9 protein-coding genes are annotated in these 13,114 nt (G+C 60.6%); 5 read left to right on the top strand and 4 right to left on the bottom strand.

The genetic code is table 11. The annotated features are described in order from the left end of the window. Window positions 1–312: 312 nt before the first annotated feature. The 4 genes from AAE029_RS23335 (at window position 313) to AAE029_RS23320 (ending at window position 5,838) form a co-directional block, all read left to right on the top strand. Window positions 313–1,260, top strand: a complete 948-nt coding sequence (locus AAE029_RS23335) for an ornithine cyclodeaminase family protein (RefSeq protein ID WP_371075273.1) — start codon at window positions 313–315, stop codon at window positions 1,258–1,260. A 5-nt stretch (window positions 1,261–1,265) separates the two neighbouring features. Continuing rightward, window positions 1,266–3,731 (top strand): ATP-dependent helicase HrpB, encoded by a 2,466-nt coding sequence (hrpB, locus tag AAE029_RS23330; RefSeq protein WP_371075272.1) that lies wholly within the window; start codon window positions 1,266–1,268, stop codon window positions 3,729–3,731. Between the two features lie 139 nt (window positions 3,732–3,870). After that, entirely contained in the window at window positions 3,871–5,178 is a 1,308-nt protein-coding gene (locus tag AAE029_RS23325) for an ActS/PrrB/RegB family redox-sensitive histidine kinase (RefSeq protein ID WP_371075271.1), read from the top strand. A gap of 69 nt (window positions 5,179–5,247) precedes the next feature. Then, on the top strand, window positions 5,248–5,838 hold the full coding sequence (locus AAE029_RS23320) for an ActR/PrrA/RegA family redox response regulator transcription factor (RefSeq protein WP_371075270.1): 591 nt from the start codon (window positions 5,248–5,250) through the stop codon (window positions 5,836–5,838). Between the two features lie 6 nt (window positions 5,839–5,844). Here the strand turns inward: AAE029_RS23320 and AAE029_RS23315 are convergent, their stop codons facing one another. Beyond that, window positions 5,845–6,330, bottom strand: coding sequence for an MmcB family DNA repair protein (locus AAE029_RS23315; RefSeq protein ID WP_371075269.1), 486 nt, complete (start codon window positions 6,328–6,330; stop codon window positions 5,845–5,847). Between the two features lie 179 nt (window positions 6,331–6,509). Between AAE029_RS23315 and AAE029_RS23310 the strand changes: the two genes are divergently transcribed. Then, window positions 6,510–7,202 (top strand): L,D-transpeptidase, encoded by a 693-nt coding sequence (locus tag AAE029_RS23310; protein ID WP_371075268.1) that lies wholly within the window; start codon window positions 6,510–6,512, stop codon window positions 7,200–7,202. Between the two features lie 68 nt (window positions 7,203–7,270). Here AAE029_RS23310 and AAE029_RS23305 read toward each other — a convergent pair whose 3' ends face one another. The 3 genes from AAE029_RS23305 to AAE029_RS23295 form a co-directional block, all read right to left on the bottom strand. Beyond that, entirely contained in the window at window positions 7,271–9,442 is a 2,172-nt protein-coding gene (locus tag AAE029_RS23305; RefSeq protein WP_371075267.1) for a malate synthase G, read from the bottom strand. A 115-nt stretch (window positions 9,443–9,557) separates the two neighbouring features. After that, window positions 9,558–11,561: a hydantoinase/oxoprolinase N-terminal domain-containing protein gene (locus AAE029_RS23300; protein WP_371075266.1), complete on the bottom strand. Its 2,004-nt coding sequence runs from the start codon at window positions 11,559–11,561 to the stop codon at window positions 9,558–9,560. Window positions 11,562–11,692: 131 nt separating this feature from the next. Continuing rightward, the gene (locus AAE029_RS23295) at window positions 11,693–13,090 is read right to left on the bottom strand and encodes a cytochrome P450 (RefSeq protein WP_371075265.1); all 1,398 of its coding nucleotides are present in this window, start codon (window positions 13,088–13,090) and stop codon (window positions 11,693–11,695) included. Between the last annotated feature and the right edge of the window lie 24 nt (window positions 13,091–13,114).

Genomic DNA, 13,114 nt, shown 5'->3' with positions numbered 1-13,114 from the left:
CCGCCGCCCTCGTCAGTGATGGCGCTTATAATCCTACCCCTCAGACCAAGTCAACTCCACCACAACAAACTTTTTTGACAATTTTGTAACAGGCTGATTTTATTGATGTATTTCGACTCTTTGGCTTAGTCGGCCAAATTTCGCCTACAAATGGCGGGCATGAACGAATTCTTTTCCGCCAATCTCGTCCCGGGCGCCGAATTCATTAGATAAACAATATATAGGAAGCGTTTCCATGCAATTCCAGAGTGGCTTGCGCGGTGGCTTCCTTTCGCTAGTTTGGCACATGACCGATCGATAACGGAGTGTGAGATGCTTGTCCTGAATGAGGAGCAAACGCAAACGGCGCTTGCCTGGCCGGAGCTTATCGACGCAATCGCGGCGATGTTCCGTGAGGGCTGCGTTATGCCGGTGCGGCACCATCACGATATCGCGGTTCCGGGCGAAGAAAATGCGACGCTACTATTGATGCCGGCGTGGATGCCTGGACGGTATTCGGGCGTAAAGATGGTCTCCGTTTTTCCGGGAAACGTCCGACGGTCTCTGCCCGCGATCTTTGGCACCTATCTTCTTTCGTCAGGGGCTACAGGCGAGATGCTTGCCGCCATCGACGGCGGCGAACTGACGGCGCGGCGCACGGCGGCGACGTCAGCGCTTGCCGCCCGATATCTGGCGCGACCGGATGCGGAGGAGTTGCTCGTCTGCGGCACGGGGCGCCTGGCGCTCAATCTGATGCAGGCGCATGCGGTGACGCGGCCGATCAAGCGCTTCAGGGTCTGGGGTCGCACGCTCACCAAGGCCGAGGACGTCGCGGACAGCGCACGCAGCCTGGGATTGGCGGCCGAGGCGGTTGCGGATATCGAAGCGGCGGCCCGCAGCGCGGACATCATTTCCTGCGCGACGCTTTCAAACCATCCTCTGATCTGCGGCGATTGGCTGAAGCCCGGCGCGCATCTCGACCTCATTGGCGGCTTCAAGCCGGACATGCGCGAGGCTGACGACACCGCTATTCGTCGCTCGGCGGTCTTCGTCGATACGCGCGCCGGGGCGATGAGCGAGGCCGGCGACATTGTCCAGCCGATGAAACGCGGTTTGCTCAAAGAAGGCGACATCCGGGCCGAGCTTGCCGAACTGGTCCGCGGCTTGCGGCCCGGACGGTCGAAAGACGGCGAGATCACGCTGTTCAAATCCGTCGGTGCCGCGCTTGAAGATCTGGCAGGCGCCGTCCTTGCCTACGAGACCTGGACCCGCAGGACGTGAAGGCAATGGGCACTATCCTGCCGGAGCTTCCGGTTTCCCATGTCCTGCAGGATATCGGCAAGGCGCTTGCCGCTGAAAAGCGTGCCATTCTTTCGGCGCCGCCCGGTGCTGGCAAGACGACGCTCGTTCCCCTTCATCTTCTGAACGAGCCTTGGCGCGGCGACGGCAGGATCATTCTCCTGGAGCCACGGCGACTGGCTGCGCGGGCGGCTGCGGCGCGCATGGCCTCCCTTCTCGGCGAGACGGTCGGTGAAACCGTCGGCTATCGGATGCGCCTCGACAACAGGATATCCGCGAAAACGCGGATAGAAGTGGTGACGGAAGGCGTGTTCACACGCATGATCCTCGACGATCCGGAGCTCTCCGGTATTTCGGCCGTTCTTTTCGACGAGTTTCACGAGCGATCGCTGGATGCCGATTTCGGACTGGCGCTGGCCCTGGATGTGCAGTCGGCCCTCAGAGAGGATCTGCGCATTCTCGTCATGTCGGCAACCCTCGACATCGAGCGCATCGCGACGCTGCTCGGTGAGCCTCCGGTGATCAAGAGCATGGGTCGCAGCTTTCCGATCGATATCCGCTATCGCGACCGGTCAGCCGGCGACCGCATTGAGGATGCAATGACACGGGCGATTCTCGATGCCCACGCAAATGAGGAAGGCTCGATCCTCGCCTTCCTGCCGGGCCAGGCGGAGATCATCCGCGTAGCGGAACGGCTGAACGCCAGGATGGGTGACGAAACGCTGGTCGTACCGCTCTATGGCAATCTCGGCCAGAAGGAACAGGATGCGGCCATCCGGCCGGCGCCGAAGGGAACGAGGAAGATCGTTCTTTCGACGTCGATCGCGGAAACCTCCATCACCATCGACGGTGTCCGCCTCGTCATCGACAGCGGGCTACAGCGGCTGCCGGTGTTCGAGGCCTCGACCGGGATCACGCGGCTGGAAACCGTGCGTGTCTCCCGCGCTTCGGCCGATCAGCGCGCCGGGCGCGCCGGACGTACCGAGCCGGGCATCGCCATCCGCCTCTGGCACCAGGGACAGACGGCAGCGCTTCCCGCCTTCACGCCGCCGCAGATTCTCGCAAGCGATCTTGCCGGCCTCGTTCTCGATCTCGCCCATTGGGGCGTTCAGGACGCACGTTCCCTCGCGTTCCTCGACCCGCCGCCCGAAACCACCTTCAACGAAGCGCGCAATCTTCTGCGACAGCTCGGCGCATTGGAAGAGGGCGGCGCGTTGACAGCGCGCGGCAAGCTGATGCGCAATCTGGCGCTGCCACCGCGGCTGGCATCGATGGTCGTTTCGGCGCATGAGGACGGTCATGCGCTGGAAGCGGCGATGCTTGCGGTTCTCCTGACGGAACAGGGCCTCGGTGGGACAAGTATCGATATCGAGGATCGGTTGCGCCGATTTGCCTCGGAACGGGGTGAGCGGGCGGATGCATCCCGCAAGCTCGCCGGGCGCCTGGCATCGGCTGTCGGCGGAAAGCCGGGCGCTTCCTCAGGTCCTGTGCTTGCCGGGCAGCTGCTGCTTCACGCCTTCCCTGACCGAATCGCGTTGCAGCGCGGCGGGCGCGGGCGCTATGTGATGGCCAATGGACGAGGCGCGGAGCTGCCGGAAGCCGAGCGACTTGCCGGTTCCCGCATGCTTGTAGTCGCCGATCTGACTGGCAGGGCCGCCCAGGGGCGTATACTCGCCGCCGCGGAAATCTCTCGCGTGGATGTCGAGGCGCATCTGCCGGGAGAGATCAAAAGCGAGGATCAATGCGTGTTCGACCCCGCCAGCGGCCAGGTTCGCGCCCGTCGGGTCACGAGGCTCGGTGCCATTATTTTCGAGGAAAGCCCTCTGCCTCGACCGAGCGGCGAACAGGCGGTAAAGGCATTGGCCGGCGGTGTCGCGCAATTGGGTCTCAAGAACCTGCCTTTTTCCAAGGAGGCGATGCAATTGCGCGAACGGATCGGCTTTCTGCATCGAACCATCGGCAGTCCCTGGGCTGATGTCAGCGACGAGGCCTTGCTCGCACGGCTGGATGAATGGTTCACCCCGTTCCAGACGAATGCGCGCGGGCTCGCGGATATCTCTGCAAGCGGCCTTTCCGAGGGGTTGCTATCGCTGGTGCCGCACGAGTTGCAGCGGGACCTCAACCGACTGGCGCCGACGCATTTCGAAGCGCCGACCGGCCAACGCCATCCGATCCGCTATGATGGCGAAGAACCGGCCCTTACGATCCGCGTCCAGGAACTCTTCGGGCTGAAACAACATCCGGCGATCGGCGGCGGAAGGCTGCCGCTTCTGCTCGAATTGACCTCGCCGGCCCACCGGCCGATCCAGACTACCCGCGATCTACCCGGCTTCTGGGCCGGCTCGTGGAGGGACGTCCGTGCCGATATGCGCGGCCGCTACCCGAAGCATCCATGGCCGGAGAATCCGCAGGACGCGGCGCCGACGACAAGAGCCAAGCCCCGTGGTACATGATCCTAGAGCGGATGCCGAAAAGTGCGCGCGGTTTTCGGCTGAAGTTCCGCTCTAGCTACTTGATGCAGATCAGGATTCAGACTTTCAGGCCGTTTCGGCCTGAAATCATCCCGATCTAGCGGGCATGGAGAATAACCAAATGGTCGATCACGTCGAAGCTTCGCAGGACGGCCACCACACCAGCCGCCGATTGCGGCTGCAGACCTTGGTGCGCCTGCGTTGGCTTGCCGTCGGCGGTCAAACCGTAACGGTGATGATCGTCGCTTTCTGGCTGAAATTTCCCCTCCCGCTGCTTGCCTCCTGCGTCCTCATCGCATGTCTCGCCTGGGTCAACTTCTTTCTCACGCTGCGCTATCCTCCGACGCATCGGCTGGAGCCGCCCGCGGCCTTTGCGCTTCTCGGCCTGGATCTCCTGCAGCTCTGCGGATTGCTTTTCATCACCGGGGGGCTTGCCAATCCGTTTTCGGTGCTCGTTTGCGTTCCGGTCATCATTTCCTTCGCATCGCAGCCGATCCGCTACAGCATGGCGTTGCTCGTCCTCGCCATGATCTGCATCACCATTCTCGCCTTTTCACCGTTTCGGCTGCCCTGGTACAGCGGGGTCGCTATCAACGTCCATAATGTCATGCAGCTCGGTGTCTGGTGCGCGATTGCCTCGACCATGGCTTTTGCGGCCTTCTACGCCTACCGGGTCTCCATGGAAGCAAGCCAGCTTGCCGATGCCCTCGCTGCTACCGAACTCGTCCTGCAACGGGAAAAACATCTCTCGCAGCTCGATGGTCTCGCTGCGGCGGCAGCCCACGAACTTGGCACGCCGCTTGCCACGATCAGCGTCGTCGCTAAGGAGATGGAGCGCGAGCTGATCCACGACGATCGCTTTCGCGAGGACGTGCAACTGCTTCGCAGCCAGAGCGAGCGTTGCCGGGACATCCTGCGCCGGTTGACGACGCTGTCCTCCGCGGACGAGGCGCATATGCGGCGGCTGCCGCTTTCCTCGATGATCGAAGAGGTGGTGGCTCCGCATCGCGAATTCGGCATTCAGCTGGAACTCGTCGAAAAGAGCCCGCGAAAGGGCGAGCCGGTCACCGATCGCAATGCGGGAATTATGTACGGGCTCGGCAACCTGGTCGAAAATGCTGTGGACTACGCCCGCAAGAAGGTCACGGTCACTGTCGAGCATGATGCCGAAAAGGTCGTGATCATCATAGAGGATGACGGGAGTGGTTATTCAGCGGATATTCTGACCCGTATCGGCGAGCCCTACGTCACTAAACGACAGCGGGACGATACCGCCGGCGGACTTGGGCTTGGCCTTTTCATCGCCAAAACACTGCTCGAACGCTCGGGCGCCACTCTCCTCTTCGAAAACCGCGATCCGGAAACGCCCGGCGCGCGGATCCAGATTGAATGGCCAAGAATGCTGCTCGACACAAATTCGACAAAGTGACTTTACGCGCATATGTAGACATGATCAGTATGCGTAACATGCAGGCGGTCAACCGCCGGGAATGACATCATGACGGATAAGAACGAAGCGACCAGCGCAATCGAAACGGGCAACAGCGCCTCCGACCATATTGGTCCAGATGCGTCTCTTCTAATCGTTGACGATGACGGGCCGTTTCTCCGACGCTTGGCGCGAGCGATGGAAACGCGCGGCTTTGCTGTCGATACCGCCGAGTCAGTCGCCGAGGGCGTCGCCAAATCGAAGGCCAATCCTCCGAAATATGCCGTGGTTGACCTTCGGCTGGGCGACGGCAACGGTCTCGACGTCATCGAGGCAATCCGCCAGCGGCGCGACGACACACGCATCGTTGTGCTGACCGGTTATGGCAACATCGCCACGGCAGTAACCGCCGTCAAGCTGGGTGCATTGGACTATCTGGCAAAGCCCGCTGATGCGGACGACGTATTTTCCGCGCTGACTCAACGACCGGGCGAGAAGGCGGAAGTCCCGGAAAATCCGATGTCGGCTGATCGCGTCCGCTGGGAACACATCCAGCGCGTCTATGAAATGTGCGAACGCAATGTCTCGGAGACGGCGCGCCGGCTCAACATGCATCGGCGCACACTGCAGCGCATCCTGGCAAAGCGCGCGCCTAAATAATTTTCCTCAAAGGTCGAGAGGTTTGCCGTTCGCCCATTCGGCCAGCATGAGCCGTTGAGCGGCAGCTCGGGAGAAATCCAGCGTGACGGATTTGCGTGTGGCCGGCGGCAGCCGGTGATGCGGAGCCTCCCTTAGCATGTGCGCACCATAGCCATCGGAAAGAAAGAGCCCGCAATCTTCCGGAAAGATGTCGAGGGGCACATCCTTGTGGGTCGCGAAGAAAAGCCGGTCGCAATGGAGGCGATAGTCCGGCCATTTTCGATCCACCTTGAAGTCCTCGATCGACGTCTTAATCTCGATGATCCAGATCTCGCCCTTTTCCGAAAGGGCGACCAGATCCGCACGCCGCCCGCTTGAGAGTACGAGTTCCGGCAGAACGGCGTGACGCATTTCATGCAGCAAGATCTGCATGCCTCTGCGTACCATCATCGCCCTGTCGGACTGTCGGCCGTCTATTAACGGATTGTTATTATAAAGGCTCAAAATCGTCATGGATTGCCACTGGATTACAGGGAGTGTTGTTGCAAAAAAGCCATCAGCTTTTAATTTGCGCTGCAGATGAATTTTGTCGCGCCGCAGCAGCTTGCAAAGACAAATTTAATCGAAAATAAAACATAATCAAAGATGGTCAAACCCACCTGTATTTTCCTGTCAGACTTCAAGAGACTTCCATGCGCACGCCCTCTGCAATGATTGTATTTGGCCTCGTGGCAACGCTTGCCTCGGTCGGCTATTCCACAGTTTCACAAAGTGCCCCGATCGACCGCACCACGACCGCGTCCACCACGGCATCGACCACTCAGGCCATCGAGCTTTTCGATGACGCCTACGGGGTTACGAATGATGCGGGTTACTCCCTTCCCGCCATCCCGATCCAGAAGGTGAAGCCGCAGTTTCACCGGCAGGTCGTCAGCTATCAAACGACGGAACGTCCGGGCACGATTGTCGTCAATACCCGCGAACGCTTTCTCTACTATATCCTTTCGGGCGACACGGCGATGCGCTACGGTATCGGCGTCGGCAAACAGGGTTTCGCCTGGGCCGGTACCGCCTATGTAGCCTGGAAGCAGGAATGGCCGACCTGGCATCCGCCGAAGGAAATGGCAGAGCGCAAGCCGGAAGTCGCCAAATATGTCGAAGGCGGCATGGGTCCGGGTATCAACAACCCGCTGGGGGCGCGCGCCATGTACCTCTACAACGAAAAGGGCCAGGACACGCTCTTCCGCCTGCACGGCACACCGGAATGGGCGTCGATCGGCACGGCTGCTTCCTCCGGATGCATCCGTTTGATGAACCAGGACGTGATCGACCTCTATAAGCGCGTCCGTCCGGGCCGCAGCACCAAAGTGATCGTGATCCAGTAACATCAAGAGAATCGTAATCAGAAAGGCCGCCGGAAAATCCTCCGGCGGCCTTTCTCATTTCTTGAAGTTCAGCCTGAACGCTTTGCCTTCAACTCGCGCCGGCGGCGATGCAGCACCGGCTCGGTGTAGCCGTTCGGCTGCTCCCTGCCCTTCAGCACGAGGTCGAGCGCCGCCTGGAAGGCGACTGATCCGTCGAAATCCGTCGCCATGGGATGGTAATTCGGATCCGACACATTCTGCCGGTCGACGACCGTGGCCATTCGCTTCATCGTCTCGATGATCTGCTCCTCGGTGACGACCTTGTGGTAAAGCCAGTTGGCCATATGCTGAGCGGAGATGCGCAGCGTCGCGCGGTCCTCCATCAGGCCGACATTGTTGATATCAGGTACTTTCGAGCAGCCGACGCCCTGATCCACCCAGCGCACGACATAGCCGAGAATGCCCTGGGCATTGTTGTCGAGCTCGCGCTGGATCTCCTCAGGCGTCCAATTGGGCCGGCTCGCGACCGGCACCGACAGGATATCGGAAAGCTTCGCCCGGGCGCGGTCCTTGAGCCCCTGCTGGACACGGGCGACGTTGACGTGGTGGTAATGGGTGGCATGCAGCGTCGCGGCGGTCGGCGAGGGGACCCAGGCGGTATTCGCCCCGGCTCTCGGATGCGCGATCTTCTGTTCCAGCATCGCCGCCATCATGTCAGGCATTGCCCACATGCCCTTTCCGATCTGGGCATGACCGGAGAGGCCACATTCGAGACCGATATCGACATTCCAATTTTCATAAGCCGAAATCCAGGCGGCCTGCTTCATATGGCCCTTGCGAATCATCGGTCCGGCTTCCATCGAGGTATGAATTTCATCGCCGGTGCGATCGAGGAAGCCGGTGTTGATGAATACGACACGCTCGCGGGCGGCGCGGATGCACTCCTTGAGATTGACCGTCGTGCGGCGCTCCTCGTCCATGATGCCCATCTTTAGGGTATTGCGCGGTAGTCCAACGGCATCCTCGACTTTTGAGAATATCTCCACGGCGAAGGCGACCTCGTCCGGTCCGTGCATCTTCGGCTTGACAATGTACATGGAGCCGGTGCGGGAATTCTGTCGCCTGCCGTTCGGGCCGATATCGTATCGCGCTATCAGCGCCGTGATCATCGCGTCCATGATCCCTTCCGGAATCTCGTTGCCGTCGCGGTCAAGGATTGCGGGATTCGTCATCAGGTGCCCGACATTGCGCACCAGCATCAGGGAGCGTCGATGCAGATCGAAGCTCGAACCATCGGGCGACTTATATTCGGTGTCCGGATTGAGCTTGCGGATAAAGGTCGCCCCACCTTTCGAGACATCTTCCTGCAGATCGCCCTTCATCAGGCCGAGCCAGTTGCGATAGACGACGACCTTATCTTCGGCGTCGACGGCAGCAATCGAATCCTCGCAATCCATGATCGTCGTGATGGCCGATTCGAGCCAAATGTCCGAGATATGGGCGGTGTCGGACTTACCGATGGCGGTTTCGGGATCGATCCGGATTTCGATATGGATGCCGTTGTTCTTCAATAGGATATGAGAGGGCTCAGCCGCATCTCCGAGATAGCCGACGAATTGTCCGGCATCCTTGAGCAAAACCTGCTCACCATCCAGCGCGGTTATCGACAATCCGCCGTTCACGACGGCGAATGACTCGACATCCTTCCAGCTCGAATCGGCAAGCGGCACCGAATCATCGAGGAACTGGCGAGCCCAGGCGATGACTTTTTCACCGCGTTTTGGATTGTAGGACTTGCCCTTTTCGGCGCCCTCCGTCTCAGGGATACCATCGGTGCCGTAGAGCGCATCATAAAGCGAACCCCAGCGCGCGTTTGCGGCATTCAGGGAATAGCGCGCGTTCATCACCGGGACAACAAGCTGCGGGCCGGCTATCGAGGCGATCTCAGGATCGACATTGGCTGTGGATACGGAGAAATCCGACCCCTCCGGCAAGAGGTAACCGATCTCGTGAAGAAAATTCTGATAGGCGTCCATGTCCGTTGGGGCGCCGTGCTGGCGATACCAGCCATCGAGGGCCGTCTGCAGCTCATCGCGCTTTGCGAGCAATGCGCGGTTGCGCGGCGCCAGATCGTGGACGATCGCGGAAAATTCCGCGAAGAATTTTTCGGAATCGATACCGGAACCCGGCAGCACCTCGTTCTGGAGGAAATCATACAATACGGCTTCGATGGCAAGCCCGTTCTTCTCGATGCGACTCATGCAAATCTCTCCTCACGCCGCCCGCAATCCATGCCGGCATGCTGCCAGTTTGCGCGGCTTTCATTCATAGTCAATTCAGCAATAGTTCTAAAGATTTATGCTGAAATGGAACAAGTCAGTCGACCGCAATCCTCGGCCGACCCGACGCGACCGCAATGAATCGCGCTTCGAGGAGCCGGCGGCTGCCCTCGATTTCCGGCGCATCGACCTGCTCGTCCATGGTCAAGACCGGGTCATCGGCGCCATTCAGCCGCGCCTGCGAGAGGGCGGAGGTGACCGCCCGTTCGCGCGCCAGCTCCAAAGCCTCTCTTTCATCCGTAAGACGCAGGGTCTCGCCGGCGCCGTTGAGGACGAAGATACCCTCCTCCGGCATGGTGACGAAGGTTGCGGCGCTGGCGCGCACCTGACCGACGACCGCGCCGATGGCGTTTGCCACATCGGAATCGTCAGGGATTGCGCTGTCGCTCGCAAGCATCTCAGCGATCGCGGGATAATAGACGGGTGCCGAAGCGCCAAGGCCGATTAAGGGTCGATCGAGCGACAGGCTGAACCGGACGATGCCCGACGAACGGTGCAATGCCCGCGTGACCGATGTTGCCTTCGCCGGGTCGATATCAGCGACACCATCCTCCGCCAAGCAGGCGGCCAGGATCACATCGGCGGATTGGCGCGTAAGCCGGTCGACAATCTTTTGCGCCAGATCTTCGACCGAGGAAGCGATCGGGCGGGCGGAGCCGTCCTTGATGCGTGTGGCGAGCGCCAGTCCCAGCCTGGCGCCCTCGCTGTTCCACTGGTTTTGCCGTCCGAGGGCATGCATGGCGTCAGAGGGCGTCAGGCCGCAGAGATGGACGAGACCACGAGCAACGAGCCGGTCGAGCACAGCCTTTTGCGACGTCGACATCAGAAGCTGGTCGAGGGCCACGGGAACATCGCCGATCCGTTCGAACAGCGCCTGTTCCTGTGGCTGGAGCCCGCTTGCCAGATGATCCGGAATGCCGGTCCTCACGGCAAAACGCCCGTCATGGCGTCCAAGATGCGGCGCACGCATCTGCCGCTCCAGTGCTCCGATGACTGCTTCGGCATGAAGGCTCGCAGCGAGGCTCAGCGGCAGAAGCCGCCGCGGCCCAAGTTCAAGCGTTGCGGACAAGCCTCGTTCATTGATGCGCACCTCCGAATCGCCGCCGAGACCATAGGTCCGCATGGCGACGGCCTCGACCATGGTGCGATGGCCGCCGACGACAGCGCCATCGGCATCGAGACGCGGACGCCCGCTCTCCATGACCGCAATGTCTGTCGTCGTGCCGCCGATGTCGGAGACAACGGCATTATCGAGTCCTGTCAGGTACCGGGCACCGACGAGGCTTGCTGCCGGACCGGAAAGAATCGTTTCGATCGGCCGGAGCCTCGCCCGCGATGCCGAGATGAGGGCTCCATCACCGCGCACCACCATCATTGGTGCGGAAATGCCCCGCGCATGCAAAAAGGTTTCGCAGGCTCCGACGAGCCGGTCGATCATCGAAACAAGGCGAGCATTGAGCAAGGTTGTCAGTGCCCGCCGCGGCCCGCCCAGACGTGAGGAGAGTTCGTGGCTGCAAGTGACCGGCAGATGGGAGATCTCCCGGATACGGTCGCGGACACAGATTTCATGGGCCGGATTGCGGACTGCGAAATAGCCGGCAACTGCAAAGGAGGAAACAACTTTCGAAAGCTGAGGCAAGGCGGCATCCAAGGGCGCCAGATCCAGCGGCGTCTCGTTTCCGTGGACGTTATGACCGCCGGGCAGAAAGATGACCGGATCCGATCCGAGCGCCTCGACAAGCCCATCCCTCTTCAGTTCGCCCGGCCCAAAGCCGATCATTACCAGACCGGCGCGACCGCCCTGCCCCTCGACGAGCGCATTGGTGGCGAGCGTCGTCGACAACGATACAAGACGGATGGCAGAAACGGGGATCCGTGTCTGATCGAGGACGGCTTCAACGGCGCCGGCGATACCGATCGCAAGATCATGGCGGGTGGTCAGCGATTTTGCCTTGGCAATGACACCATCGGTTTCATGGAAAAGGACGGCATCCGTATAGGTTCCACCCGTATCGATGCCGAGCAGGAAATGGGAAATCACGCTTTAATCCTTGGCTGCGGACGTGGCAAAGCAGAAAGCTTCGAAATGATATTGTGGAGCTTATCGCATTCTTGCATGTTGTACTGCTAGCCGCTGGGCGGCAAAATCCGCCGCTTCAAACCTTGTCCCGATCATTTGCGTGCGGTTACGCGCATGGGCAAGCCGTTCAGCGGCTGCGTCGTCAATTTCTGTACCGGCCAGGGATTGGTTTCGGCAGTCGTGTCGAAACGATAGCGGTGCATCAGCACGGCTAGCGCAATGACCGCTTCCTGGAGGGCGAATGTCGAGCCGATGCAGACACGCGGACCGGCCCCGAAGGGCAGGTACTGGAAGCGATTGATCTTTCCGCGATTTTCCGGAAGGAAGCGCTCGGGCATGAAGGCGCGGGGGTTTTCCCAGTAAAGCTCATGCCTGTGCAGCGTCCACGGCATCATCAGCACGGTAATGCCCGCCGGAATTTCGACCAGTTCGCCCTGCGGGCTGACCCATTCGTCATCCGCTATCGCAGCACGATTGATCGACGGCGCCGGCGGATAGAGCCGCATTCCCTCCTCGAAGGCGGCCCGCACATGCGGCATGAGATCGAGCCACTCGACGGGCTCGGCACCGGTTGCAAGCACGCGGTCGATCTCCTCCTCCATCCCGTTGCGGACATGAGGGCAGTTGGCCACGCAATAGAGCGTCCAGGCGAGTGCCCGGGCCGTCGTCTCGTGACCGGCGCCGATGAAGGTAAGGATATTGTCCTCGATCTCCTCCATGGTCAGGCCGCCGGGTCCCGCTTGTTCCAACAGCAATGTCAGGAAATCATCGGGCGCGGAACCGCGATCCGCCTTCATCTTGGCAAGCCGCATGTCCATCGTGTCGCGAACGATGCCCCGGAATGTGTCGAGCACCTTCTGTCCGCCTATACGCGTTACACGTGGAACCCAGGAGGGTGCACGCAAGAGATCCATAGGGTCGACACGACCCATACGATGAAGAAGTTGGTTGACGTCATCGGCAAAATGGCCGGTCGAGGAGACGATCTCACCCGAAAAGAGCGTGTCGGAAAGGACGGCGAAGGTCAGCTCCGTCATATCGACGGAAATATTGAAAACGTCGCCCCCGGCGCCCGCTTTCTCATATTTTTGTGCGTATTCCTCGCTCTGGCGCAGCATCTGTCCCGCAAAACCCCTGGCGTGGCGCGGCGTGAAGACAGGCGCCACGGCCCTGCGGGAACGCTTCCAGACATTGCCTTCCGCGGTGAGCAGACCATCGCGCAGAATCGGCCGCAGGACGAGCTGGCGGATATCCGACATGCGATAGTTCGAGGCATTGTCGACGAGCACGTGCTTAATGAGGCCGGGGTCGTTGACGATCAGCGTCTGTTCCCGGAAGAACTTCGTGAAAATCCACGGCAGCGTATAGGAAGGCTCGCCCCAGAGCTCGAGCGGATTGCGCAGGATAGTGCGAATGGTTTGCAGCCACGTCGGCGGCACGGTGCGCGGCATCGGCGCGGGCGGCATGAAGGGTTCCGGGCTCATATCCATCAGATCACGATCACCTTACTCGAA

This window comes from Sinorhizobium sp. CB7 (assembly GCF_041357635.1).
Taxonomy (GTDB): Bacteria; Pseudomonadota; Alphaproteobacteria; order Rhizobiales; family Rhizobiaceae; genus Rhizobium.
The sequence above is the reverse complement of the archived record's forward strand: the minus strand, read 5'-3'. Positions and strand labels throughout refer to the sequence as shown.